The 24,342-nt window shown below is 68.1% G+C and carries 23 protein-coding genes; 12 read left to right on the top strand and 11 right to left on the bottom strand.

All coding sequences use genetic code 11. The annotated features are described in order from the left end of the window. Nucleotides 1–5 precede the first annotated feature (5 nt). The 3 genes from B2869_RS13080 (at nucleotide 6) to B2869_RS13070 (ending at nucleotide 3,360) form a co-directional block, all read left to right on the top strand. Complete coding sequence (locus tag B2869_RS13080) at nucleotides 6–1,268, top strand: sensor histidine kinase (RefSeq protein WP_036330957.1); 1,263 nt, start codon at nucleotides 6–8, stop codon at nucleotides 1,266–1,268. Continuing rightward, nucleotides 1,265–1,936 (top strand): response regulator, encoded by a 672-nt coding sequence (locus B2869_RS13075; RefSeq protein ID WP_292767334.1) that lies wholly within the window; start codon nucleotides 1,265–1,267, stop codon nucleotides 1,934–1,936. The genes B2869_RS13080 and B2869_RS13075 overlap by 4 nt, the downstream gene beginning before the upstream one ends. A 98-nt stretch (nucleotides 1,937–2,034) precedes the next feature. Next, complete coding sequence (locus B2869_RS13070; RefSeq protein ID WP_292767330.1) at nucleotides 2,035–3,360, top strand: acyltransferase family protein; 1,326 nt, start codon at nucleotides 2,035–2,037, stop codon at nucleotides 3,358–3,360. 1 nt (nucleotide 3,361) lies between these two features. On the opposite strand, the gene B2869_RS13065 is transcribed toward B2869_RS13070, so the two are convergent. Continuing rightward, entirely contained in the window at nucleotides 3,362–3,955 is a 594-nt protein-coding gene (locus B2869_RS13065; RefSeq protein WP_136024284.1) for a CbiQ family ECF transporter T component, read from the bottom strand. Continuing rightward, nucleotides 3,952–4,650, bottom strand: a complete 699-nt coding sequence (locus B2869_RS13060; RefSeq protein WP_029260243.1) for an energy-coupling factor ABC transporter ATP-binding protein — start codon at nucleotides 4,648–4,650, stop codon at nucleotides 3,952–3,954. The genes B2869_RS13065 and B2869_RS13060 overlap by 4 nt, the downstream gene beginning before the upstream one ends. Before the next feature lie 62 nt (nucleotides 4,651–4,712). Between B2869_RS13060 and B2869_RS13055 the strand changes: the two genes are divergently transcribed. Beyond that, complete coding sequence (locus B2869_RS13055) at nucleotides 4,713–5,297, top strand: TetR family transcriptional regulator (protein ID WP_292767324.1); 585 nt, start codon at nucleotides 4,713–4,715, stop codon at nucleotides 5,295–5,297. Here B2869_RS13055 and B2869_RS13050 read toward each other — a convergent pair. From B2869_RS13050 to sufB, 7 genes are all read right to left on the bottom strand, one after another. Next, complete coding sequence (locus B2869_RS13050; protein ID WP_292767321.1) at nucleotides 5,260–6,627, bottom strand: MFS transporter; 1,368 nt, start codon at nucleotides 6,625–6,627, stop codon at nucleotides 5,260–5,262. The two genes, B2869_RS13055 and B2869_RS13050, sit on opposite strands and share 38 nt — an antisense overlap. Then, nucleotides 6,624–7,778 (bottom strand): MalY/PatB family protein, encoded by a 1,155-nt coding sequence (locus B2869_RS13045; RefSeq protein WP_029265031.1) that lies wholly within the window; start codon nucleotides 7,776–7,778, stop codon nucleotides 6,624–6,626. Before B2869_RS13045 ends, B2869_RS13050 begins: the two co-directional genes overlap by 4 nt. A gap of 89 nt (nucleotides 7,779–7,867) precedes the next feature. Next, complete coding sequence (locus B2869_RS13040) at nucleotides 7,868–8,197, bottom strand: metal-sulfur cluster assembly factor (protein ID WP_021200756.1); 330 nt, start codon at nucleotides 8,195–8,197, stop codon at nucleotides 7,868–7,870. A gap of 9 nt (nucleotides 8,198–8,206) precedes the next feature. Further along, nucleotides 8,207–8,977 carry a Fe-S cluster assembly ATPase SufC gene (sufC, locus tag B2869_RS13035; protein WP_021200757.1) on the bottom strand — a complete coding sequence of 257 codons (771 nt, stop codon included), beginning with the start codon at nucleotides 8,975–8,977 and terminating at the stop codon, nucleotides 8,207–8,209. Nucleotides 8,978–8,980: 3 nt separating this feature from the next. Beyond that, complete coding sequence (locus B2869_RS13030; RefSeq protein ID WP_017830403.1) at nucleotides 8,981–9,307, bottom strand: non-heme iron oxygenase ferredoxin subunit; 327 nt, start codon at nucleotides 9,305–9,307, stop codon at nucleotides 8,981–8,983. Continuing rightward, nucleotides 9,304–10,521, bottom strand: a complete 1,218-nt coding sequence (gene sufD / locus B2869_RS13025) for a Fe-S cluster assembly protein SufD (protein WP_029265030.1) — start codon at nucleotides 10,519–10,521, stop codon at nucleotides 9,304–9,306. Before sufD ends, B2869_RS13030 begins: the two co-directional genes overlap by 4 nt. Continuing rightward, nucleotides 10,521–11,939 carry a Fe-S cluster assembly protein SufB gene (sufB, locus tag B2869_RS13020; RefSeq protein ID WP_021200759.1) on the bottom strand — a complete coding sequence of 473 codons (1,419 nt, stop codon included), beginning with the start codon at nucleotides 11,937–11,939 and terminating at the stop codon, nucleotides 10,521–10,523. The genes sufD and sufB overlap by 1 nt, the downstream gene beginning before the upstream one ends. Before the next feature lie 245 nt (nucleotides 11,940–12,184). Between sufB and B2869_RS13015 the strand changes: the two genes are divergently transcribed. Continuing rightward, nucleotides 12,185–13,279 (top strand): COX15/CtaA family protein, encoded by a 1,095-nt coding sequence (locus B2869_RS13015; RefSeq protein ID WP_292767307.1) that lies wholly within the window; start codon nucleotides 12,185–12,187, stop codon nucleotides 13,277–13,279. Between the two features lie 66 nt (nucleotides 13,280–13,345). Beyond that, entirely contained in the window at nucleotides 13,346–13,837 is a 492-nt protein-coding gene (locus B2869_RS13010) for a hypothetical protein (protein ID WP_292767304.1), read from the top strand. Between the two features lie 76 nt (nucleotides 13,838–13,913). Here B2869_RS13010 and B2869_RS13005 read toward each other — a convergent pair whose 3' ends face one another. Beyond that, nucleotides 13,914–14,819 (bottom strand): heme o synthase, encoded by a 906-nt coding sequence (locus B2869_RS13005; protein WP_136024288.1) that lies wholly within the window; start codon nucleotides 14,817–14,819, stop codon nucleotides 13,914–13,916. A gap of 220 nt (nucleotides 14,820–15,039) precedes the next feature. Here B2869_RS13005 and tkt point away from each other — a divergent pair, with 220 nt between their 5' ends. Genes tkt through pgl form a run of 6 tightly spaced genes read left to right on the top strand, consistent with a single transcriptional unit; the run spans nucleotide 15,040 to nucleotide 23,153 of the window. Then, nucleotides 15,040–17,151, top strand: coding sequence for a transketolase (gene tkt / locus B2869_RS13000; RefSeq protein ID WP_292767300.1), 2,112 nt, complete (start codon nucleotides 15,040–15,042; stop codon nucleotides 17,149–17,151). Beyond that, nucleotides 17,148–18,260, top strand: a complete 1,113-nt coding sequence (gene tal, locus B2869_RS12995; RefSeq protein WP_292767297.1) for a transaldolase — start codon at nucleotides 17,148–17,150, stop codon at nucleotides 18,258–18,260. Before tkt ends, tal begins: the two co-directional genes overlap by 4 nt. Then, nucleotides 18,257–19,864 carry a glucose-6-phosphate isomerase gene (locus B2869_RS12990; RefSeq protein ID WP_292767294.1) on the top strand — a complete coding sequence of 536 codons (1,608 nt, stop codon included), beginning with the start codon at nucleotides 18,257–18,259 and terminating at the stop codon, nucleotides 19,862–19,864. The genes tal and B2869_RS12990 overlap by 4 nt, the downstream gene beginning before the upstream one ends. A gap of 21 nt (nucleotides 19,865–19,885) precedes the next feature. After that, nucleotides 19,886–21,436, top strand: a complete 1,551-nt coding sequence (gene zwf / locus B2869_RS12985) for a glucose-6-phosphate dehydrogenase (protein ID WP_021200766.1) — start codon at nucleotides 19,886–19,888, stop codon at nucleotides 21,434–21,436. Further along, nucleotides 21,433–22,368 carry a glucose-6-phosphate dehydrogenase assembly protein OpcA gene (locus B2869_RS12980; RefSeq protein ID WP_029260234.1) on the top strand — a complete coding sequence of 312 codons (936 nt, stop codon included), beginning with the start codon at nucleotides 21,433–21,435 and terminating at the stop codon, nucleotides 22,366–22,368. Before zwf ends, B2869_RS12980 begins: the two co-directional genes overlap by 4 nt. A gap of 5 nt (nucleotides 22,369–22,373) precedes the next feature. Continuing rightward, entirely contained in the window at nucleotides 22,374–23,153 is a 780-nt protein-coding gene (pgl, locus tag B2869_RS12975) for a 6-phosphogluconolactonase (protein WP_029260233.1), read from the top strand. A gap of 52 nt (nucleotides 23,154–23,205) precedes the next feature. On the opposite strand, the gene B2869_RS12970 is transcribed toward pgl, so the two are convergent. Beyond that, nucleotides 23,206–24,300: a DMT family transporter gene (locus B2869_RS12970; RefSeq protein ID WP_292767403.1), complete on the bottom strand. Its 1,095-nt coding sequence runs from the start codon at nucleotides 24,298–24,300 to the stop codon at nucleotides 23,206–23,208. Between the last annotated feature and the right edge of the window lie 42 nt (nucleotides 24,301–24,342).

Below are 24,342 nucleotides of genomic sequence, written 5' to 3'. Positions count from 1 at the left end.
CAGTCATGGCACGACGCCGGGAGCGCACACCGCTCCGCCAACGGATCAACCGCCGCACCTCCGCCCTCGTGGCGCTGGGTGCGGCGGTCGTGGCGCTGTACGCGGTGCTCGTCCCGCTGCAGACCCTCCTGTACGGCACACCGCTGCCGCTGTCGTTCATCCTCGGAGCTGTGCTGTGCGCTTCGCCGCTCCTCGCGATCTCACGTCCTCGCTGGGCTCTCATCCTGTTCACGGCGAGTGCGTTCACCCTGCCGCTCACGGTCGTGCCGGAGCTGGCGATCCAGTCTCCCTGGCCGTGGTCCGTTCCGGCACTCCTCGTCTTCGTCCTCTTCGTCGGCGTCGTCACTTTCCTCCATGGGACGAGGATCGGTGCCTTCGCCCTGATCCTCGGGGCGATCGCCTCGCTTCTCGCCCCCGTGCTCCGGCCCGACATGGTCGCCCTCCCGGCGTCATCCGCCAGTGCGACCGCCGACCTGATCGTCACGACTGCAGTCGCCTCCGCGATGTTCCTCATCGCAGCGCTGATAGCCGGGCGGGTCCGCGTCGCCGCCGAGCTGACGCGCGAGAAGGAGCACAGCGCGCTCGAGGAGGCCAGGCGCGCGCTCGTCGAAGAGCGCACACGGATCGCCAGGGAGCTGCACGACGTCGTCGCCCACAGCATGTCGGTGATCCAGGTGCAGGCCTCGACGGCCAAGTATCGGATTCCCGAGCTCGGCACCGCCGCCATCACGGAGTTCGACGACATCGCCGCCACCGCCCGGACCTCGCTCACGGAGATGCGACGCATGCTCGGGGTGCTCCGCACGGAAGACCAGAGCGCCGAACTGGCCCCGCAGCAAGGTGTCGACGACATCCCCGCCCTGGTCGACAGCATCCGCCGCGCCGGTGTCGACGTCGGACTCGTCCTCGAGGGAACCGAAACTGCCTCCGCCACACCTGCTGTCCAGATCGCCGCGTTCCGCATCGTGCAGGAGGCACTGAGCAACGCCGTGCGACACGCACCCGGTGCGCGCATCGCCGTGCGCGTGCGCGCAGAGGCGCGCAGCATCCACATCCAGGTGCACAACGACGCACCGCCGCACCGCGCCGAGAGTCACGGCACCGGTTACGGGCTCCGGGGTATGCGGGAGCGCGCCGAGATCCTCGGCGGCAGTCTCTCCGCCGGCCCCGCGTCCGACGGAGGATGGGATGTCGACGCCGTCCTCCCCCTCGACGCCGCCCCGGCCGGCACGCCTTCATCCCCTTCCCCTGACAAGGAGAGCCTGTGACCATCAGCGTCCTCATCGCCGACGACCAGGCCATGGTTCGAGCGGGGTTCGCCGCGCTCCTCGACGCCCATGACGGCATCCGCGTGGCCGGGCAGGCGGCGAACGGTGCGGAAGCGGTCACCCTCGCCGCGCGTCTCGATCCCGATGTGATCCTCATGGATGTGCGCATGCCGGAGCTCGACGGGATCGAGGCGACGAGGCGCATCCTCGGCCCCTCCTATCCAGCCGCGCACGTACCTCGAATCCTGATGCTCACCACATTCGACATCGACGACTACGTGTACGACGCGCTCGAGGCCGGCGCCAGCGGCTTCCTGCTGAAGGATGCTCTACCGGAGGAGCTCGTGCACGCGGTTCGGGTCGTCGCGGACGGCGATGCGCTGCTCGCGCCCAGCGTGACGCGCCGCATGATCGAGCAGTTCGCCGGCCGCCGCCCCCGCGCACCGCGCTCGGCGACGGCTCTCGCCGAGCTCACGGATCGCGAGCGCGAGGTGCTCGTGCTCATCGGTCGAGGTCGTTCCAACACCGAGATCGCCGCCGATCTCTTCATCGCAGAGCAGACCGTCAAGACGCATGTCGGCAAGGTGCTCGCCAAACTGAGCCTGCGAGACCGCGTGCACGCCGTGATCCTCGCGTACGACACCGGACTCGTCGAACCGTCGTCCTGACTCACCCCGTCGTAGGGGGTCGTGACGGCACCCACGGGTGATGCCCTCGCCGGCACCACCTCCATAGTCTCCTGGAACACCGCTTCCGAGGAGGACTCATGGCCATCGTCCAGGCACCGCGCGCCGTCAGCACCACGGCTCCCCCACGCGCATCCCGCGACACCGGGATCGACTTCCTCCGGGCCCTCTGCGTCCTCGGGGTCGTGCTCCTGCACGCCATCATGGTCGGCGTCACCGTGACCGATTCCGGACCGGTCTTCGCCAATGCCAGCGACGGGACCGGATGGATCGCGCCGCTCAGCTGGTTCCTCCAGGTGATGCCCCTGTTCTTCGTCATCGGAGGGTTCTCGGGTCTGCTGGCCTACCGGCGGATGCATCAGCGCGGAGGCACGGCCATCGGCTTCGTCGCCGGCCGTGTGCATCGACTGCTGCGTCCGGCGATCTTCACGATCGCGGTCATCGCACTCGCACTCGCGCTGCTCACGGTCTTCGGCGTTCCCGCCGACCTCATCGCGACGGCGGGATTCCGATACGGGCAGCCGCTCTGGTTCCTGGGCGTCTTCCTGCTCTGTCAGGCTCTGCTCCCTCTTCTCGCCTCCGCCCACGAACGCGCACCGCTGCGCACGATCGGCGCGCTGGTGCTCGCCTCGATCACCGTCGACGTGCTGCGCACAGCCACCGGCATCGACGGGCTGGGGTTCCTGAACCTCGCTTTCGTGTGGATGACCCTCCAGCAGCTCGGGTTCTTCCTGGCCGACGGCAGCATCGACCGCCTCGCCAGGCGCGTACGCGCCACCGCCGGGCTCACGGCCCTCCTTCTGCTCGTCGCGACCTTCGCCTTCGGCATCTACTCCCCCGACCTCATCGCGAACATCAACCCGCCGACCGCGGCGCTCCTCCTCGTCGGAGTTGCGCACACCAGCCTGCTGTCACTGCACCGCGAGCGTCTCGAACGGTTCAGCCGTCGGCCGCGGGTCGCCGCGTTCACCGCCTTCGTGACGGTGCGCACCATGACGATCTACCTCTGGCACATGCCGGTACTGCTCCTGATGGCCGGTGTCACCGCGGTGTACGCACTCGTCGCCGGAGCCAGCCTGCCGGCGTTGGACAGCGCGGGATGGTGGGCCGGGCGTCCCCTCTGGCTGGCGACGGCTCTCGCTCTCACCGCTCTCGTCGCCGTCGCCTTCACGCGATTCGAGTCGCAGCCCGCGCCCTCGGCGACGACCTCGATGCACCGCATCGTCATCGGAACCTTGAGCGGCCTGGTCGGGATCGTGCTCCTTCTGGTGCTCGGCACCTCGGTATCGACCGCGCTGATCGCGATCGCGCTGATCGGCGCCGCGCTGCGACTCTCGTCGCTGTCGGCTTCTCAGCGACCGACACAGCGAGCACGAGTCGCAGTCAACGCGCCAGTGCCGGCCTGAGTCAGACGATGCCCCGGGCCGCCAGCGCTTCGCCGACGTCATCCGCGTGCCGCAATGCGAGCACCAGCAGCGGCACGACGGTGCGGATCCCCAGGCGCACATCGCGGGCCTGCTCGGCTTCGCGCACGCGTGCGGCGAACCCGGCGATCACCGGGACTGTCGTGAGGGTGAGCGATATCGTCAGCGCCACCGCCTCCGGATCGACCCCCATGCTGCGAAGCGGACGGAGGAGACGATGGAGCACCGCGAGAAGGTCCGACATCCGAGTGGTCAGGGTCAGCAGGCTCGCCAGGAGGAGCACCGCCACGACCCTCCCTGTGCTGATCCACGCGGCGACGGGCGACACGAAGATGAGCAGCGCCGCGGCGAGGACGAGGACGATCCAGCGCAGACGCCAGGCCTCCGTGACGAGCACACGGAACGGCAGTCCGCTCAGGCCGTACAGCCCCACGACGATCGCGAGCGAGACGCCGATGCTCAGCGAGTCGTGCGGATACAGCGAGAGCACGAGGGCGCCGACAGCCAGGGCCGCGAGTTTGAAGCCTGCCGGCGCTCGATGGATGAGCCCCGTTCCCGGACGGTAGAGCGGGATCATGCGCACGCCCGCCGGTAGGCGTCGATCACGCGCGCCGGCTCACCGGAGGCGGCGATCCTCCCGTCCTCGAAGAGCAGCGCGGCGTCGCAGCGGGCAGCGAGGTCGAGGTCGTGCGTGACCACCACCACTTGCGCCTGCTGTGCGAGCAGGAGGTCGCCGATGCGGCGGGCGTTCCGTAGATCCAGCAGCGTGGTCGGCTCGTCGGCGACGATCACGCGCGGTTGCGCGATGAGCACCGACGCCAGCGCGAGCATCTGCTTCTGCCCACCGGACAGCATCGATGCCGGGACCTCGGCGTGCGCGCCCAGTCCGTTCGTCTCGAGGGTCTCCTGGACGCGCGCGGCCACTTCCGCCTTCGGGCGACCGCGCAACGACAGCGCGAGATCCTCGGCCGGTGTCGGCATGAGGATCTGCGCATCCGGATTGGTGAAGACGAAGCCCACGAGGCGGCGCACCGCTGCACGCTCCTGCACGGTGTCATGTCCGTGCACACGCACGGTGCCGCTGTGGGGTGTGACGAGTCCGTTCAGCAGCCTCGCGAACGTCGACTTTCCCGAACCGTTCGCCCCGATCACGGCGATCGTGGAAGCCGTGAGCTCGACGCTGATGTCATGCAGCACCGAACGTCCGTCGAGTTGCACCGACACCCGCTCGAGCGTGATCGGAGCCCCGGCGACCTGAGGGCACCCCGTCATCTGATCTCCCCGTCACGGTCCTGAACACTGTTCACCTGAACGTCGTTCACTATAATCGGAGCATGAGTCCCGAGCACAATCCGGCACGTCACGACCGCGACAGCGTGGCCAGGCGCGCTCTCGCCCTGCTCGACGAGGTGGGACTCGCCGATCTCTCGATGCGGCGCATCGCCGCAGGGCTCGACGTGCAACCCAGCGCGCTCTACTGGCACTTCGCGAGCAAGCAGGAGCTGCTGGCCGAACTCGCCGACCGGATCACCGCATCGATCCCTCACGGGAGCACCGACGTCCTCACGACCGCGCGCGGCATCCGCGACGCACTCTTCGCCTACCGTGACGGCGCCGAACTGGTCCTCAGCACCTATGCGCTCCAACTCGGCTCGTCGCAGGCGCAGACCGCGCTGACCGATGCGCTCCGCGCGCAGGGAGCCCCCGATGCGGATGACCGTGGAGCCGCGATCCTGCATTTCGTGCTCGGACACGCAACGCTCGTCCAACAGCGCATGCATGCCGACAGCCACGGCGCTCTGCCCGACGCCGGCGCTCTCGACGTCACCGCCGGACTCGATGGCGTGTTCGACCTCGGGGTGACCGCCCTCGCGGGAGCCCTCAGCGCGCCGGCGCCTCCGCCGCGTGCCCGAGCCTGAGCCCGGGTACGACAGCCAACGCGACGAGAGCGATACAGAACGCGAAGACCGCGCTGAACGCCCCGGCCTCGCCGCCGAGCGTCGCGACACCGAGACCGGCGAGTGCGATGGCGACGGCCGATCCGGCCGCGTCCGAAATCGACAACGCGGAGGAGTTGAACCCCTGATTGGTCTCGTCCGAGTAGGCCAGGGTCAGGACGGTGAGGCGTGGATAGAGCAGTCCCATCCCGCCGCCGGCGAATGCCCAGCCCACCACCACGACGGCCGCCGAGACGTCGAACACGGCGGCGGTGAGCACGCACAGCATCGCGACCAGGAGTGACCCCAGGCTGATCGTCGTGATGCGGTGATTGCCGAGTCTCTCGCCGAACCGCCCCTGCAGGGCCGAGGCACCCGCCCACGCGAGGGCCGCGAGCATGAGGGCGACGCCCGCCCAGGTCGCGCTGAAGTCGAACTTCTTCATCAGCAGATAGGGGATGTAGGCCTCCGCAGCGAAGAAGGCTCCCGCCACGATTCCTCGCATGAGCACCACGCTGGGAAGCCCCAGCCCTGCCCGCAAGGTACGCCGCGGCAGCAGTGGCAGCACGGCGAAGCCGATCGCCAGCACGGCGCCGAGCGCCACCGGCCATCTGATCGAGGGGGTCATCTCGGCGGAGAAGCCGACGACGACGGCGAGGACCGCGACGACGACCGCGAGCAACAGGCGGACGATGAGCGTACGGCGATCCTGCGGCTCGCCACGCCCGAGGTCGACCCCACGGAGGCGGACGGCGATCATCAGGAACGCCGCAGCGGTGAGCACGGCCACGCCCAGGAAGGCCCAGCGCCAATCGAGATACTCGGCGACGGCGCCCGCCAGAAACGGACCGACCATGGACGGCACGACCCACGCCGCGGCGAAGGCGGCGAAGATCCGACCGTGCAGATGGGGCGGATACAAGCGTGCGACCACGACGTACAGTGCGACCGTCTGCCCTCCCGTCCCGAGCCCCTGGACGAGGCGTCCGACCAGGAACTGATGCATCGTGACGGCGAAGCCCGAGAGGAGCAGGCCGATGATGAAGAGCGTCACCGCGACGTAGAGGGCGCCGCGGGGGCCGCGGGCATCTGACCAGGCTCCGGTCGCGACCATGCCGATCACGCTCGTCGCGAGGGTTCCCGCGAAGGCCACGGCGAACAGGGCCTCACCATCGAGAGCCTCGCTGACGATCGGCATCACCGTCGTGACGGCCAGAGCCTCGATCGCCGCGAGGAAGATCAGCGCGACCGCGCCGAGAGTCACCCAGATCCGTTGGCGATCCCAGATCGTCGCGGCGTCGGCGGCGGTCATCGGCCGACGAGCGACGCGATGCGCTCGATGGCCTCGGTGAGGATCTCGGGGCTGGTGCCGAAGTTCAGTCGCACGTGGCCCGCGCCCTCCGCGCCGAACGACGGCCCGAAGTGCAGGGCGACCTTGGCGTCCTTGAGGATGCGCCGAGCGGGGTTGTCGCCCCACTCCAGTGCGGAGAGATCTATCCAGGCGAGGTAGCCCGCATCGGGGATGCGGTAGCGCGCGCCGGGAAGACGGGCGGAAAGAAGATCCTCAAGCAGCACGCGGTTCTCGTCGAGAGTGCGCAGCAGACCGTCGAGCCACTCATCGCTCTCCTCCGAGAACGCCGCGACGGCCGCGAGCAGCCCGAACTGCCCCGTTCGCCATTCGACCTCGACCGGAAGACCTCGGACGACGGCGCTGGTCGCGTCGTCGGCCGTGACCATGAGGGCGCACTTGAGCCCGGCGAGGTTGAACGCTTTGCTGGCGCTCACGACGGCGTAGCCCACCCGCTGCGCGGAGTCGCTCACGGACAGGAAAGGGGTGAACCCCGTGCCCGGCTGGGCGAGCGGAGCATGGATCTCGTCCGAGACGACCGCGACGCCGTATTCGTCGGCCAGCTCCGCCAGCGCAGCAAGACTGTCCCGATCGTGCACCGTGCCGGTGGGGTTGTGCGGGTTGCACAGCAGGATCGCCGTCGCACCGTCGTCGAACGCCGCGCGGATCCCGTCGATGTCGAGCTCCCAGCCGGTGCCGGTGTCGCGAAGCGGTACCCGTTCGACCTCTGCCCCGGCCTCGGCGACCAGATCATAGAAGGGCGGGTACACGGGCGGCGTCACGACGATCCGCTCCCCCGGCTGCGTCACGCGACGCAGGATCTCCACGATCCCCATGCTCACGTCAGCCGTGCTGCGCATCCGGGCCGGGTCGGGGTCCCACCCGTAACGTCGGCTCGCGAAGGCCGCGAACGACTCCGCGAGTGGCGTGCGTGACGCGACATACCCCGTGTCACCGATCTCCACCGCACGCTGCAACGCCGTCGAGATGGCCGGAGCCAACGGGAAATCGGTCTCCGCGACGAACAACGGCAAGACGTCGGCGGGGTACTCCCGCCACTTCTCGCTGCTGCGCTCGCGGAGTTCCGCAAGAGGCAGGGCCTTCACCTGAAGCATTGGTTCTCCCGAGGTTCCGACACGCGCCGTCGCGGTGCCATCCGATCCGACGCACGCCGATGATGCCTTCCGGCAATGCTCCTGCGGGGTCAGATAGCGAAGCCGAGGGCGCGCATCATGTCGCGTCCGTCATCCGTGATCCGCTCCGGGCCCCACGGTGGCATCCAGACCCAGTTGATCCGGAAGCGATCGACGACGCTGTCCAGAGCCTGGGCGGTCTGGTCCTCGAGGACATCCGTGAGCGGGCAGCCGGCGCTGGTCAGCGTCATGTGGATGACGAGAGCATCGTTCTCGTCATCCCAGGCGAGGTCGTAGATGAGGCCGAGGTCGACGACGTTGATCCCGAGCTCGGGGTCCATGACGTCTTTGAGAGCCTCGGTGACCGCGTCGTACTTCTCGTCCGTGAGGGTCGCTGTCATGCGATCAGCCTACGCCTCGATGGGGGCTGCAGGGTCGAGGAAACGGTCGTATCCCTCGTTCTCCAGCCGGTCCGCGAGCTCGGGGCCCCCCTCTTCGACGATCTTGCCCGCGACCACCACGTGGACGAAGTCGGGCCGGATGTAGCGGAGGATACGGGTGTAGTGCGTGATCAGCAGCACGCCGAGCCCGGTGGACTCCTTCGCACGGTTGACGCCCTCGGAGACGATCTTGAGCGCGTCGACGTCGAGGCCGGAGTCGGTCTCGTCGAGGATCGCGAACTTCGGCTTCAGCACCTCAAGCTGCAGGATCTCGTGACGCTTCTTCTCGCCACCGGAGAAGCCCTCGTTGACATTACGCTGCGCGAACTTCGGGTCCATGCGCAGGTTCGACATGGCCGCCTTGACGTCCTTGGTCCAGCCGCGGATCGCCGGCGCTTCGCCGTCGAGTGCCGTCTTGGCCGTGCGCAGGAAGTTCGTCACCGTGACGCCGGGGATCTCGACCGGGTACTGCATCGCGAGGAAGAGGCCGGCGCGGGCCCGCTCGTCGACGCTCATCTCCAGGACATCCTGGCCGTCGAACGTGATCGAACCGGAGGTCACCGTGTACTTGGGGTGCCCGGCGATCGTGTAGGCCAGCGTCGACTTGCCAGAGCCGTTGGGGCCCATGATGGCGTGGGTCTCACCCGTGTTCATGGTGAGGTTGATTCCGTTGAGGATCGGGGTGGTCCCCGCATCGGTCTCGACCGTCACATGCAGGTCGCGGATCTCGAGAACAGACATTCTTCAGACTTCCTTAATCACAGTCGGATCGATGAGCACGTCGTCGCCGTCGATCTGGACGACGTAGACGGGGACGGGCTCATATGCGGGGAGATTCTGGGGCTTGCCGGTGAGCAGCGAGAAGGCGGAGCCATGGGCCCAGCACTCCACGGTGTCACCCTCGACGAAGCCCTCGGACAACGAGATGTCGCCGTGGGTGCAGGTGTCGCCGATGGCGTGGATGACGCCCTCGCCGTCTTTGATCACCGTGATGGGGACGCCGCCCGGGTCCACGCGCAGCGGCATGTCCTGTTCGAGGTCGGCGACGCCGCAGACGCGCTCGGCGGTCATGCGCTCACCTCGGCGAGCTCCGTCTCGATCGCTGCCAGCAGTTCGGTCTCGAGGGCAGGGATGCCGAGGCGCTGCACGATGTCGGTGAGGAACCCGAGCACGACCAGACGTCGCGCCTCCTCCTCGGTGATGCCGCGAGCCTGCAGGTAGAACAGCTGCTCGTCGTCGAACCGACCGGTGGCACTCGCGTGTCCGGCACCGAGGATGTCACCGGTCTCGATCTCGAGGTTCGGGATGGAGTCGGCACGCGCACCCTCCGTCAGCACCAGGTTGCGGTTCGCCTCGTAGGAGTCGGTTCCGGTCGCGTCGGCGCCGATCAACACGTCGCCGATCCACACGCTGTGCGCGCCCTCACCCTGCAGCGCGCCCTTGTAGAGGACATCGCCCTTGGTGTGGGGTCCCTTGTGATGCAGGTAGACCTGACTCTCGAGGTGCTGCCCGGCATCCGCGTACGAGAGCCCGTACAGGTACCCCTCGGACCCGGCGCCCGTCAGTTCGACGCTCGGGTTGACGCGGACCACTCCGCCGCCGAAGCTGATCACGAAATGCCGGAGAGTCGCGTCTGCTCCGACCGTCGCCTGGTGAGCGGACGCGTGAACCGCGTCGTCTTCCCAGCGCTGGAGACTGACGACGGTGAGCTTGGCTCCGTCGCGCACGATGATCTCGACGTTCTGCGCATACTGCGCGGAACCGGAGTGCGCGAGCACGATGGTGCCGCGCGAATGCGGGAGAGCTTCGATGAGGATCTGTCCGAAAGCGCGCTTGTCTGCACCCTTCCCCTCGACGGGGACGATGATCGGCTCGTCGAGTTCGGCCTCAGCAGGGATCTGGATGTGCAGACCGCGGGGGCTGTGCTTCCACGCGAGGGCGCTCGGCAGATCCTCGGGGCGGAAGAACTCGCCGTACGGGCCTTTCTCGTCCGCAGACGGCTCGAGGAACGCTTCGGCCGCGCCGAGACCATAGGTCACCGCGTCCTCGTCTCCCTGCTCGTCGGTGAAGAGTCCGCCGAACTTCGCGACCGGCGTGTGCTTCCAGTTGACCTCGCGCCCGGTCGGGGTGCCGAAATCAGCGGGGTCGAAGGAGTGCGGGCGCTCCGAGCGGGTCTGCACGGGGACGAATCCCGCGGCGGCGACCTGTGCCGCCGGATCGATGTGCGCGCTCGCGGGCGCGTCGGTGTTCTGCGCCTCGGCGGGCGCTGTCGTCGAGGCCGTCACTAGCCGACCGATCCTTCCATGCCCATCTCGATGAGCTTGTTCAGTTCCATCGCGTACTCCATGGGAAGCTCCCGTGCGATCGGCTCGATGAAGCCGCGCACGATCATCGCCATCGCCTCGTCCTCGGGCATGCCGCGGGACTGCAGGTAGAACAGCTGCTCCTCGCTCACCTTCGAGACCGTGGCCTCATGGCCGAGCTGCACGTCGTCGACGCGGATGTCGATGGCCGGGTAGGTGTCGGAGCGAGACTTGGTGTCCACGAGCAGAGCGTCACAGCGCACCGTGTTGGCGGAGTGGTGCGCCGCTGCGTCGACGCGCACCTCACCGCGGTATCCGGCACGTCCGCCACCACGAGCGATCGACTTCGAGACGATCGACGACTGCGTGTAGGGCGCCATGTGGATCATCTTGGCGCCGGCGTCCTGGTGCTGACCGGGACCGGCGAAGGCGACGGACAGGGTCTCGCCCTTGGCGTGCTCGCCCATCAGATAGATCGACGGGTACTTCATCGTGACCTTGGAGCCGATGTTGCCGTCGACCCACTCCATGGTCGCGCCCTCGTACGCCACGGCGCGCTTGGTGACCAGGTTGTAGACGTTGTTCGACCAGTTCTGGATCGTCGTGTACCGAACGCGGGCGTTCTTCTTCACGATGATCTCGACGACGGCCGAGTGCAGGGAGTCCGACTTGTAGATCGGAGCCGTGCAGCCCTCGATGTAGTGGACATAGCTGTCCTCGTCGGCGATGATGAGCGTCCGCTCGAACTGCCCCATGTTCTCGGTGTTGATGCGGAAGTAGGCCTGCAGCGGGATCTCGACGTGCACGCCCTTCGGGACGTACACGAACGAACCGCCAGACCACACGGCGGTGTTCAGCGCAGCGAACTTGTTGTCTCCTGCGGGGATGACGGTGCCGAAGTACTCCTCGAAGAACTCGGGGTGCTCGCGCAGTGCCGTGTCGGTGTCCATGAAGATGACGCCCTGGGCTTCGAGGTCTTCGCGGATCTGGTGGTAGACGACCTCGGACTCGTACTGAGCCGCGACGCCGGCCACGAGGCGCTGACGCTCGGCCTCGGGGATGCCGAGGCGCTCATAGGTCTCGCGGATCTCGGCGGGAAGGTCTTCCCATGTCTGCGCCTGCTTCTCGGTGGAGCGGACGAAGTACTTGATGTTGTCGAAGTCGATCTCGCTGAGGTCTGCACCCCAGGTCGGCATCGGCTTGCGCCCGAAGAGCTGGTACCCCTTGAGACGGGTCTTCAGCATCCATTCGGGCTCATTCTTGAGGCTCGAGATCCCACGGACGACGTCTTCGGAGATGCCGCGTTTCGCGATGGCACCCGCAGCATCCTCATCGTGCCAGCCGAATTCGTACACCCCCAGACCGTCAAGCTCCGGGCGGTCGATCAGCACATCCGACATCCAACACTCTCCTCACAGGTCCCAAACGGTGTCATCCGCCCCGACACACCTGATCCCCGTCGAGTCTGCGGGAGCGGGTGCCGTTGGTGGGCCCTCATCACCGGCGCTTCCATCGCGCCTAAACTGTTGACGATGCTTCAGCGCTGTCAGCGCTCATCGCAACAATCCGATTCTACAGGTTCCGCCTGACAGACGGGCCATGCCCGCCACGTCCCGTGCGGTCCGGAGGACTTATGCCCGAGACGATGATCCCCACCAGCTCGACGACGCCGGCGGTCCCCGCCCGTTCCTCGTCCTGGGGGCGCGCGTTGACGGTCTTCGCGTGGTTGTCGTTCATCAGCGAGACCATCATCATCGGCACCGGCGGCGCCGTCCGTCTCACCGGATCGGGCCTGGGATGCTCGGACTGGCCCCTGTGCACGCCGGACTCCCTGGTGCCGATCCTCGAGGTGCAGGGCATCCACGGGATCATCGAGTTCGGCAACCGTCTGATGACCGGCGTGGTCGGGATCATCGCGCTGGTCGTGGTGCTGCTGGTGCTGCGTCTGTTCAGCGGGAAGCGCGGCCTCGTCAACGCGCTCTGGTTCGCAGCCGGCGGCCTCGTCGCCGCGGGTGTCGCCTACGCCGTCGCCGCTCCGTTCCACATCCCCGCCTTCCCGATCGCCTCCGGTGTCCTGCTCATCGCGGTCATCGCCGCGGCTGTCCGATCCGTGCGCACGACTCCCGCGAGACGGGACCTCGTCCTGCTCGCCTGGCTCACGCTGATCGGCGTGGTCGCGCAGGCGCTCGTCGGCGGCATCACGGTCCTCACCGGACTCAACCCGTTCATCGTGGGCTTCCACTACACCTCGTCGCTGCTGCTCGTGTGCATCACCGCGGCCTTCCTCGTGCGGTTGAAGACCTCCCCCGGACCGCGCGAGCGTGCGGTGCCCGCCTGGTTCGCCGTCGTCACGCACGTGACCGGCCTGGCTCTGGCGGTCACGATCGTGTTCGGCGTGCTCACGACCGGCTCCGGCCCGCACTCGGGCGACGCCGATGTGCTGCGTCACGGGTTCGACGCGACCGTGCTGGCACACGTGCACTCGTGGCCGGGCTACATCCTGGCGGCGCTAGTGCTGTTCCTCACGGTCGCGGCGTGGGTGCTGCGACTCGAGCCGCGCCGGTGGCTGCTCGTCCTCGTCCTCGCGATCCTCGTGCAGGTCGGCGTCGGCGTCTGGCAGGCCAGAGAGGGCCTCCCGCCTGTCCTCGTCGGCATCCACATGGTCTTGGCCTCGCTCTCCGCCGCGACCTACACCGTGGTCGTGCTGCACCTCAAGCGCACGGCCGCAGCCGCGGACTGACCCCGCACAGGCGATCCACAGGCGGCGCATCGTCGACTCATCAGGATGTCGGCGATGATGGTCCGCATGAACAAGTCACTCACACGAAGCATCGGATTCTGGCTCCTCCTGGTCGTGTCCCTCGCCACGACGGCGGTCGGCGCCTGGCTGATCTCCGGTCAGATCGGCACGATGACCACCACTCTGCTCGATGGCACCGCCACCGGCGTCGAGGTGTACGTCGGTCAGTCGCTCGTCGTGGTGGGTGCCGGCGTGCTCGCAGCCGGAATCGTCGGCATCCTGCTGACCCTCGGACTCGTCGCTGCACGTTCACTCGTCCCCACGCCCGCCCCGGCCGTCGTCGAAGCGATCGACTGGACCGTCGAGACCGACGAGACGCCCGCCCCCGTCGCGGTCGCCCCAGCGGTCGACACCACGCCGTCGACCGACGCCGCTCCTGTGTCCGACGACGTGGCGACCGACGCCGTTCCCGAGACCGCGGCCACGAATGACGTGGCCCGCACCGACGCGCCCGCGATCGACGCCGAGCCGGACAGCACTCCGCCGATCACCCGCTGATCGTCGGAACGGATGACGACGGAGCGGCGCCGAGGAATTCCTCGGCGCCGCTCCGTCGTCTCAGACGTAAACCGGGTCAGAACGGCAGCAGCGGGTCGACCGCAACCGCCACGAAGATCAGCGTGAGGTAAGTGATCGACGCGTGGAAGACGCGCATCGGACGCGGTTCGGTTCCGTGGACCGCACGGTTGTAGAGGCGGTGCGACTCGTAGATGAACCATCCGCCGAACACCGTGGCAGACACGGTGTACACCAGCCCCATGTTCGCGATCGGGATGAGGAGAAGCGAGCAGGCGACGGTGGCCCACGCATAGAGGATGACCTGGAGGCCGACCTGCGAGGCGTTGCGCGTGACGCCCAGCATCGGAACGTCGACGTCTTCGTAGTCGTCCTTGTACTTCATCGACAGCGGCCAGTAGTGCGGCGGCGTCCACAGGAAGACGAGGAGGAACAGGATGAACGCCGGCCAGTCGAGCGAACCGGTGACCGCGGACCATCCGATGAGCACCGGGAAGCAACCGGCGATCCCGCCCCAGATGATGTTCTGCTCGGTGCGGCGCTTGAGGATCATCGTGTAGATCACGACGTAGAAGAAGATGGCCGTCGCCGAGAGGGCCGCCGTGAGCCAGTTCGTCGTGACGAGGAGCCAGACGGTCGAGGCGACGGCGAGCGTCCACGAGAAGACCAGGGCGCCGCGCGGGCTGACCTCGCCGGTCACCAGCGGGCGGTTCTCGGTGCGGTGCATGTGCGCATCGATGTCGCGGTCGAGGTACATGTTGAAGGACGCCGCGGAACCGGCGCTCAGCGAGCCGCCGATGACGGTGGCCAGCACGAGCCACAGGTTCGGGAGTCCGCCCTGCGCCAGGAACATCACCGGCACCGTCGACACGAGCAGCAGCTCGAGGACACGCGGCTTGGTCAGCGTGACGTAGGCCTTCACCGTGCGACCGATGGACGACTTCCTCACGGTCTGATCAGACATCGTCGAGATCTCGATCGCCTCCTCCGCACGTGTGACCGGACAACCTCTCCAGTGTATGACACGGGATGACGTGTTCCGGCTCGCGGGCCCGCGTAGCGCAAGGCACGTCACCGCTATGCTGAAAACACTCGCGCGCCCGGCGATGTGCACACTTCTCCGTGATGATGCGGATGCGCCAGGGAATACGGGCGCCCTCGAAACTGTCGGAAAGGGCATGAACGTGTCGGAATTGCAGTGGGATGAGATCGATCGACGCGCGGTGGACACCGCTCGAATCCTGGCGGCCGATGCCGTGGAGAAGGTCGGTAACGGTCACCCCGGCACAGCCATGAGCCTCGCTCCGGCCGCGTATCTCCTCTACCAGCGGGTGCTGCGTCACGACCCGACCGATGTCGACTGGCTCGGTCGCGACCGGTTCATCCTCTCGGCCGGACACTCCTCCCTCACCCAGTACGTCGAGCTGTACCTCGGCGGCTTCGGTCTCGAGCTGGACGACCTCAAGGCGCTGCGCACCTGGGGCTCGCTGACCCCGGGCCACCCGGAGTACGGCCACACCAAGGGCGTCGAGATCACCACCGGCCCGCTCGGTCAGGGCCTCGCTTCCGCCGTGGGCTTCGCGTACGCCGCCCGCTACGAGCGCGGTCTCTTCGACCCCGAGGCTGCGGCCGGCACGAGCCCCTTCGACCACTTCGTGTACGTGATCGCCGGTGACGGCGACCTGCAGGAGGGCGTGACCAGCGAGGCCTCCTCGCTCGCGGGCCACCAGCAGCTCGGCAACCTGATCGCGATCTACGACTCCAACCAGATCTCCATCGAGGACGACACGAACGTCGCCTTCACCGAGGATGTGGCCGCACGCTACGAGGCCTACGGATGGCAGGTGCAGGTCGTCGACTGGAAGAAGACCGGCGAATACGTCGAAGACGTCGCCGAGCTGTTCGCTGCGATCGAAACCGCCAAGGGCGAGACCTCGAAGCCGTCGCTGATCATCCTCAAGACCATCATCGGCTGGCCGTCGCCGGGCAAGCAGAACTCCGGCAAGATCCACGGCTCCGCTCTCGGCGCCGACGAGCTCGCCGCGACCAAGAAGGTGCTCGGCTTCGACCCCGAGCAGAACTTCGTTGTCGCTGATGACGTGCTCGCACGCACCCGTGGACTCGCAGCTCGCGCCGCCGATGTCCGTGCCGCCTGGCAGGAGTCGTTCGATGCCTGGGCCGCCGCGAACCCCGAGAAGAAGGCCCTGCTCGACCGCCTGGAGGCGCACGAGCTGCCTGGCGACATCACGAGCGCGCTGCCCGTCTTCGAAGCCGGCAAGGAGGTGTCGACCCGCGCCGCGTCCGGCCAGGTCATCAACGCCCTCGCTGCCGAGCTCCCCGAGCTGTGGGGCGGTTCGGCAGACCTCGCCGAATCGAACCTCACCACGATCAAGGGCGCGCCGTCGTTCATCCCGGCGGAGTGGTCGACCCACGAGTGGTCGGGCAACCCCTACGGCCGAGTGCTCCACTTCGGCATCCGCGAGCACGCCATGGGCGCGATCATCAACGGCATCGTGCTCCACGGACCGACGCGCGCCTTCGGCGGGACCTTCCTGATCTTCAGCGACTACATGCGCCCGCCCGTGCGTCTCGCAGCGCTCATGAACGTGCCCAGCATCTTCGTCTGGACCCACGACTCGGTCGCCCTCGGCGAAGACGGTCCGACCCACCAGCCCGTCGAGCAGCTCGCGACGCTCCGCGCGATCCCGAACTTCACAGTCGTGCGACCCGCGGACGCGAACGAGACGGCGGCGACGTGGCTGGAGATCCTCCGCCGCCACGAGGGACCCGCCGGCATCGCCCTGACTCGCCAGAACATCCCGGTGTTCGAACGCGGCGAGGGCGCAGCCTCCGGCGACACCTTCGCGTCGGCCGACAACGCCGCCAAGGGCGCCTACGTCCTCGCCGAGGCCCCCAACGGCACCCCGGACGTCATCATCGTGGCCACCGGCTCGGAGGTGCAGCTCGCGGTGAACGCCCGGAAGGCACTCGCTGCGGAAGGCGTGAACGTGCGGGTCGTCTCCGCTCCGTCGTTGGAGTGGTTCGACGAGCAGGATGCGGAGTACCGCGAGAGCGTGCTTCCCGCCTCCGTCACCGCCCGTGTCTCGGTCGAGGCGGGATCCGTGCTCAGCTGGCGCGGCATCGTCGGCGACCGCGGCCGTTCGGTCGGCATCGACCACTTCGGCGCCTCCGCCGACTACAAGACCCTCTTCGAGAAGTTCGGCATCACCACCGAGGCCGTCATCGCGGCCGCCCGCGAGACCATCGCGGCCAACAGCACCAAGGAGAACGCATGAGCACCCCCACCGCACAGCTCGCCGCCGCCGGCGTCAGCATCTGGCTCGACGACCTCTCCCGCACGCGCATCTCCTCGGGTAACCTCGCCGACCTGATCTCGTCGCGCAACGTCGTGGGCGTGACGACCAACCCGACGATCTTCGCGAACGCGATCACCGACAAGAACGACACGTCGTACGACGCTCAGGTCACGGAGCTCGCCGCGTCCGGGGCCACTGCGGAGGAAGCGGTCTTCGCCGCGACCACCCAGGACGTCGCTGCCGCCCTCGACGTGTTCCGCCCCGTCTGGGAGGCATCGAACCACGTCGACGGCCGCGTCTCCATCGAGGTCTCCCCCGATCTGGCGCATGACACCGCCGGCACCGTGGCACAGGCCAAGGAGCTGTGGGCCAAGGTCGACCGCCCGAACCTGCTCGTCAAGATCCCGGCGACCAAGGCCGGTCTCCCCGCCATCGCCGAGGCGATCGGGGCGGGCATCAGCGTCAACGTCACACTGATCTTCAGCCTGGAGCGCTATGCCGAGGTCATCGAGGCGTACCTGACCGGCCTCGAGACCGCCAAGGCCGCGGGCATCGATCTGTCGACGATCCACTCCGTCGCCTCGTTCTTCGTGTCGCGCGTCGACACCGAGACCGACAAGCGCCTCACCGCGATCGGCACGGAGGCCGCTGAAGCACTCAAGAGCAAGGCAGGGCTCGCCAACGCACGCCTCGCCTATGAGTTGTTCGAGAAGACGTTCGCCGGCGAGCGTGCCACGGTTCTCCTCGACGCGGGCGCGAACCTGCAGCGTCCGCTGTGGGCGTCCACCGGCGTCAAGGACCCGGCCCTGCCCGACACGCTCTACGTCACCGAGCTCGTCGCCCAGGGTGTGGTCAACACGATGCCCGAGAAGACGCTCGAGGCCACGTTCGATCACGGTGTTGTCACGGGCGACACCATCACCGGTGGTTACGAAGAGGCCCGCGCCGTCTTCGCCGGGCTCGCCGAGGTCGGCATCGACTTCGCCGATGTCACCCAGGTGCTGGAAGACGAGGGCGTATCGAAGTTCATCGACTCGTGGCACGATCTGCTGACGCAGGTCGCCGAAGGACTGGAGTCGCAGCGATGACGTTCTCGATCCACACATCCGGTGCACCCCGCGCCGCGATCGATGAGACGGTACCCAGCCTCGTCCATGATCTGATCGCCTCGCGCATCACCGGCGGAGACGCGACTCTCTGGGGCCCCGCGGCCGAAGCAGAGGCCTCCGTGCGCCTCGGATGGGTGGAGGCCGTCTCGGTCTCCCGTCCGCTCGTCGCCGAGATCGTCGCACTGCGTGCCGACCTCGAGGCCAAGGGCGTCACCCGCGTCGTGCTGGCGGGCATGGGCGGTTCGTCGCTCGCGCCCGAGGTCATCGCGCAGACCGCGGGCGTCCCCCTCACGATCCTCGACTCCACGGCTCCGGGACAGGTGCTCGCCGCTCTCGACGAGGGCCTCGCCGACACCGTGCTCGTCGTCTCGTCGAAGTCCGGCTCCACGGTCGAGACCGACTCTCAGCGGCGCACGTTCGAGGCGGCGTTCCGCGACCTCGGCATCGACCCCGTCGAGCGCATCGTGGTCGTCACCGATCCCGGCTCACCGCTCGACGCCTCGGCTCGCGAGGCGGGTTACCGCGTCTTCAACGCGGACCCGAACGTCGGCGGACGCTACTCGGCGCTCACCGCCTTCGGCCTGGTGCCGTCCGGGCTCGCGGGGGTCGACATCGATGAGCTGCTGAACGAGGCCGAGGCCTCGCTGCTCGAGGTCGCCGTCGACTCGGCCGAGAATCCCGCCCTGCGCCTGGGCGCGGCGATCGCCGCGACGAACCCCCGCCGCGACAAGCTCGGGCTGATCACCGACGGCACGCACATCAAGGGTCTCCCGGACTGGATCGAGCAGCTCATCGCCGAATCCACCGGCAAGGAGGGCACGGGCATCCTCCCGGTCGTCCTGCTCCCGGTCTCCCCCGAGCTCGATCCCGTGCCCGCCGACCTGCAGATCGTCCGACTGGTCGACGATGCCAACGAATTCCACCTGCACGAGCGTCACGAGGGCGAGATCCTCGTCAGCGGAACGCTGGGCGCCCAGCTGATCGTGTGGGAATACGCCACGGCGATCGCCGGGCATCTGCTGCACATCAACCCGTTCGACCAGCCCGACGTCGAGTCGGCCAAGGTCGCTGCTCGCGGCCTCCTCGACGCGCGTCCGGAGCCGACCGCTCCCGCATTCGTCGAGAACGGCGTCGAGGTCCGCGTGTCGGATCCGGCTCTCGCCGTGTCCGGCAATGTCGAGGGCGTGCTCGATGCCCTCTGGGCCCAGCTTCCGGCAGACGGCTACGTGTCGATCCAGGCCTACGTCAACCGTCTCGAGGTGCCGCAGCTCCAGGGCCTGCGCGAGCTGGTCGCGGCAGACTCCGGAAGACCGACCACGTTCGGATGGGGGCCGCGGTTCCTGCACTCGACCGGGCAGTATCACAAGGGCGGCCCCGCGCAGGGCGTGTTCCTGCAGATCCTGGAGCGCACCGAGGTCGACCTCGAGATCCCGGACCGTCCCTTCACCTTCGGGCAGCTCATCCAGGCCCAGGCCGCCGGTGACGCTGCTGTGCTCGCCGAGCACGGCCGCCCCGTCGTCACGCTGACGATCACGGAGTCCTCCGACGACGTGCTCGCCCTCTTCGAAGCCGCACAGAAGTAACAGCAGGAGAGTCCCCCACCGATGTCTGTTCCCATCTCGCGCGGGCACAACCCGCTGCGTGACCCCGATGACCGCCGTCTCAACAGGATCGCCGGGCCCAGCGCCCTGGTGATCTTCGGCGTCACCGGAGACCTGTCACGCAAGAAGCTGATGCCCGCGGTCTACGACCTCGCGAACCGCGGCCTGCTCCCTCCCGGGTTCGCCCTGGTCGGATTCGCCCGCCGAGACTGGGAGGACCAGGACTTCGCGCAGGTCGTCTACGACGCTGTCAAGGAGCACGCTCGCACGCCGTTCCGTGAGGAGACGTGGACCCAGCTGCTGCAGGGCATCCGGTTCGTCTCGGGTGAGTTCGACAATCCGGACTCGTTCCGCAAGCTCCGCGAGACCATCGAGAAGCTCGATGTCGAACGCGGAACGATGGGCAACCATGCGTTCTACCTGTCGATCCCGCCCAAGGACTTCCCGCTGGTCGCCAAGCAGCTGAAGGACTCCGGCCTCGTCGGCGAGAACAGCGACGACGACGAGCGCTGGCGCCGTGTCGTGATCGAGAAGCCCTTCGGGCACGACCTCGAATCGGCGCGCGCACTCAACGCCGCGCTCGAGGTGGCCTTCCCGGCCGACTCGATCTTCCGCATCGATCACTACCTCGGCAAGGAGACGGTCCAGAACATCCTGGCGCTGCGCTTCGCGAACGAGCTGTACGAGCCGATCTGGAACCGCAACTACGTCGACCACGTGCAGATCACCATGGCCGAGGACATCGGTGTGGGTGGACGCGCGGGCTACTACGACGGCATCGGCGCGGCACGCGACGTGATCCAGAATCACCTTCTGCAGCTGCTGGCCCTCACCGCGATGGAAGAGCCGATCAGTCTCTCGGCGGAGCACCTGCGCGCCGAGAAGGAGAAGGTCCTCGCCGCAGTCCACGTTCCGGACGACCTTTCCCTCGCGACCGCGCGCGGTCAGTACGCGGGTGGGTGGCAGGGCGGCGAGAAGGTCACCGGTTTCCTGGAAGAGGAGGGGATGAACCCCGAGTCCACCACGGAGACGTATGCCGCGATCAAGCTCGAGATCGATACGCGCCGCTGGGCGGACGTGCCGTTCTATCTGCGCACGGGCAAGCGCCTCGGACGGCGCGTGACCGAGATCGCCGTCGTCTTCAAGCGCGCACCGCAGCACCTCTTCGGGCGCGGCAACGCCTCGGAGCTCGGACAGAACGCTCTGGTCATCCGCGTGCAGCCGGATGAGGGCGTGACGATCCGCTTCGGCTCCAAGGTGCCGGGCAACGGCACGAACGTGCGCGACGTGACCATGGACTTCGGATACGGTCACGCCTTCACCGAGGCGAGCCCCGAGGCCTACGAACGCCTGATCCTCGACGTCCTCCTGGGCGATCCGCCGCTGTTCCCGCGGCACGAGGAGGTCGAGCTCTCCTGGAAGATCCTCGACCCCGTGGAGAAGTACTGGGCAGCCGAGGGCGGTCCGGTCGAGCAGTACGCGCCCGGCTCGTGGGGACCGGCATCCGCCGACGACCTGCTGGCCCGCGATGGACGAGTCTGGAGACGCCCGTGATCATCGACCTTCCCGACACCACCGTCAGCCAGGTCGCGAAGCAGCTGGTCAAGGTGCGCGAAGAGGGCGGCGCCGTTGCCCTCGGGCGTGTGCTCACCCTTGTGATCGCCGCACGCAACGGCGTCGCCGAAGCGGCGATCGACGCGGCGAACGACGCCTCACGAGAGCACCCGATGCGCGTGATCGTGATCACGACGGGCGAGGGCGACTCTCGCCTCGACGCGCAGATCCGCGTCGGCGGAGACGCCGGCGCCAGCGAGGTCGTGGTCCTCCGCGCCTTCGGGGACGCCGCCAGCAACGAGGAGAGCCTGATCACCGGACTCCTGCTTCCGGATGCTCCCGTGGTCGCCTGGTGGCCCGAAGCCGCCCCCGTGGCACCCGCCCAGTCACCCCTCGGCAAGATCGCCCAGCGCCGCATCACCGATGCCGCGACGGCGACCGACGTCCGCGACCGGCTCGCCCTCCTCGGCGAGACCCACGCCCCTGGCGACACCGATCTGGCGTGGACCCGTCTGACCCACTGGCGCGAACAGCTCGCGGCCGTGCTCGACCAGCCGCCGTACGAGCCGATCACCGGCGTCGAGGTGCGCGGAGCCGCGGCATCGCCGTCGACCGCTCTGCTGGCCGCCTGGCTGCAGATGGCGCTCGACGTTCCGGTGCGCTGGTCGTACGAAGACCCCGAGCACTGGGCGGAGGGCATCAAATCGGTGCGCCTGACGCGCGAGTCCGGGGACATCCTCCTGGAGCGTCCCACTCCCGGCGTGGCCGTGCTCACGCAGCCCGGGCAGCCGAACCACGATCTGCACCTGCCACGACGCACTCTTCGCGAGTGCCTGGCGGAGGAGCTGCGTCGACTCGACCCCGACGTCCTGTACGGTCGAGTCATCACCGAGGGCTGGGAGAAGTTGGGTCCGCCCGAGACAGGAGAGTGACGTCGATGACGACATCGTCCGCCGAGAAGCGGGTCGTGGTGGAAGCCACGCCCGCCGCCCTCGCCACCCGTGTGGCCGACCGATTCCTCACGCGGGTGCGCGCGCGCACCCGCAACGGTCGGATCGCACACATCGCCCTCACCGGTGGTTCGATGGGTGGAGCGGTGCTGCGCGCGGCGTCCGAGCACCCCCGGGCGACCGAGATCGACTGGTCACTCGTGCATTTCTGGTGGGGTGACGAGAGGTTCGTGCCGCGCGACGACGTCGACCGCAACTCGCTGCAGTCACGACAGGCCCTCCTCGATCACATCCCGGTGCCCGTCGAGAACGTGCATGAGGTCGCGGGACCAGACAGCGGTCTGACATTGGACGAATCCGCGGCGGCCTACGCCGCCGAACTCGCGCGGTTCGGCACCGAGGAGCATGCCTGGCCCTCGTTCGCCGTGTGCTTCCTCGGCGTCGGTCCCGACGGCCACATCGCGTCGCTCTTCCCCGATCGGGAAGAGGTCACAGTGACGGATGCGGCCGTCCTCGCCGTGCGCGACTCACCGAAGCCGCCGCCCGAGCGCGTCACGCTGACCCGCCCCGTGCTCAATTCGTCGAAGCGCGTGTGGCTCGTGCTGACGGGTGCGGACAAGGCATCGGCGCTGGGGCTCGCTCTCGCGGGAGCGAGCTACACGAGCGTGCCCGCCGCCGGGGCCAAGGGGCGCAAGCGCACGGTGTTCTTCGTGGACGAGGCTGCGGCCGCCGAGGTGTCGGTCGACCTGATCGATCAGGCGTACTGAGTCCGTATCGCCACGGGCGACCGGCACACCTCCACGGACGAGCGGAGCGGCGCTAGGGCCGGTCGGCGGAGCCGTCGTACGGCGGCGGAGTCTCCGGGCTCACCGACCCGCTCGAGCGCTCAGGCGCCGCTGTGGAGGAGGAACTCGATGATGCTGCGCCCTCCGTCCCGCCCTGCCCAGCTCCACCAGGGGTGCTGCCGCGTTGGATGCCCAAGTCCTGGCTGTCGCTGAGCACCTGAGGATGGTAGCGGGCCAGGCCGACCACCCCCCACACGGCGATGGCTCCGGCGATCGCGAAGATCACGAGCACCCACCACGGTGCAGCAGCGGCCTCGCCCAGCACGACCATGCCGATGAGCACCGCGACGAGAGGGTCGACGACCGTGAGCCCGGCGATCACGAGGTCGGGCGGACCTGAGCTGTACGCCGTCTGGACGAAGTACGCACCGACCGCGGCTGCCGAGACGAGCGCGAGCACGCAGATGCCGGTGATCCACTCGAACTGACCTGCTTCGATGCGCTTGATGACCACCTTCGCGAGCGTGGCGACGAATCCGTAGAGGATGCCGGCGCCGATCACGTAGAAGAGCGCCCGCATGCGATGGCGCAGGATGAGCCAGCACGCGCCGAGCACGATGATCACGACCAGGAGGAGCGCCAGGATCACGAACAGCTCGCGATCGGTGACGTCCTGCTCGGTCGCGTAGATCGCCGCGAAGAAGACGAAGAGGAAGATGCCGCCCACACAGGCCACGATCGCGGTGAGCGACTGCTTGGTGGGCGAATGACCGGAGACGCGGGCGTTGAGCAGAGTGGTGATGACGAGCGCGATGGCGCCCAGCGGCTGCACCACGATGAGCGGTGCCTTCACGAGCGCGGCGAGCTGGCAGATCACGGCCAGCCCGAGCATGAGCGTGCCGATGAGCCATGATGGGCGGGTGAGAAGCCGCTTGAGCTGATCGAAGCTCAAGCCCGACGCGCCGTTGGCACCGCTGAGACGCTCGACCTTCTCGACCCCGCGGTGCTGGTACTGCGCTCCGAGCGACATGAAGACGGCACCGGCGAGAGCGAGGGGGATTCCGAGCAGAAGGCCCGGGTTCTGGAAGGCGCCGACGAGCTGATCGCCGACATCCTCGACCGCGTTCATCCATACCCCGGCATTCACAGTACGACCCTACCTGCCGACTGC

It is taken from the genome of Microbacterium sp. UBA3486 (genome assembly GCF_002377845.1).
GTDB classification, from domain to species: domain Bacteria; phylum Actinomycetota; class Actinomycetes; order Actinomycetales; family Microbacteriaceae; genus Microbacterium; species Microbacterium maritypicum_A.
This window is presented reverse-complemented; position numbering and strand designations above follow the sequence as displayed.

Excerpts from the sequence above, each read along its gene's own strand:
- B2869_RS13030 (WP_017830403.1), bottom strand. The coding sequence starts at position 9,307 with ATGACCGCCGAGCGCGTCTGCGGCGTCGCCGACCTCGAACAGGACATG.
- B2869_RS13060 (WP_029260243.1), bottom strand. The coding sequence starts at position 4,650 with ATGACGGGGTGCCCTCAGGTCGCCGGGGCTCCGATCACGCTCGAGCGG.
- B2869_RS13045 (WP_029265031.1), bottom strand. The coding sequence starts at position 7,778 with ATGCTTCAGGTGAAGGCCCTGCCTCTTGCGGAACTCCGCGAGCGCAGC.
- B2869_RS13065 (WP_136024284.1), bottom strand. The coding sequence starts at position 3,955 with ATGATCCCGCTCTACCGTCCGGGAACGGGGCTCATCCATCGAGCGCCG.
- sufC (WP_021200757.1), bottom strand. The coding sequence starts at position 8,977 with ATGTCTGTTCTCGAGATCCGCGACCTGCATGTGACGGTCGAGACCGAT.
- B2869_RS13005 (WP_136024288.1), bottom strand. The coding sequence starts at position 14,819 with ATGTCTGATCAGACCGTGAGGAAGTCGTCCATCGGTCGCACGGTGAAG.
- zwf (WP_021200766.1), top strand. The coding sequence starts at position 19,886 with ATGTCTGTTCCCATCTCGCGCGGGCACAACCCGCTGCGTGACCCCGAT.
- B2869_RS13015 (WP_292767307.1), top strand. The coding sequence starts at position 12,185 with ATGATCCCCACCAGCTCGACGACGCCGGCGGTCCCCGCCCGTTCCTCG.
- B2869_RS13055 (WP_292767324.1), top strand. The coding sequence starts at position 4,713 with ATGAGTCCCGAGCACAATCCGGCACGTCACGACCGCGACAGCGTGGCC.
- B2869_RS13010 (WP_292767304.1), top strand. The coding sequence starts at position 13,346 with ATGAACAAGTCACTCACACGAAGCATCGGATTCTGGCTCCTCCTGGTC.
- B2869_RS12990 (WP_292767294.1), top strand. The coding sequence starts at position 18,257 with ATGACGTTCTCGATCCACACATCCGGTGCACCCCGCGCCGCGATCGAT.
- pgl (WP_029260233.1), top strand. The coding sequence starts at position 22,374 with ATGACGACATCGTCCGCCGAGAAGCGGGTCGTGGTGGAAGCCACGCCC.
- B2869_RS13050 (WP_292767321.1), bottom strand. The coding sequence starts at position 6,627 with ATGACCGCCGCCGACGCCGCGACGATCTGGGATCGCCAACGGATCTGG.
- B2869_RS12970 (WP_292767403.1), bottom strand. The coding sequence starts at position 24,300 with ATGAACGCGGTCGAGGATGTCGGCGATCAGCTCGTCGGCGCCTTCCAG.
- B2869_RS13080 (WP_036330957.1), top strand. The coding sequence starts at position 6 with ATGGCACGACGCCGGGAGCGCACACCGCTCCGCCAACGGATCAACCGC.
- B2869_RS13040 (WP_021200756.1), bottom strand. The coding sequence starts at position 8,197 with ATGACAGCGACCCTCACGGACGAGAAGTACGACGCGGTCACCGAGGCT.
- B2869_RS13070 (WP_292767330.1), top strand. The coding sequence starts at position 2,035 with ATGGCCATCGTCCAGGCACCGCGCGCCGTCAGCACCACGGCTCCCCCA.
- sufB (WP_021200759.1), bottom strand. The coding sequence starts at position 11,939 with ATGTCGGATGTGCTGATCGACCGCCCGGAGCTTGACGGTCTGGGGGTG.
- tal (WP_292767297.1), top strand. The coding sequence starts at position 17,148 with ATGAGCACCCCCACCGCACAGCTCGCCGCCGCCGGCGTCAGCATCTGG.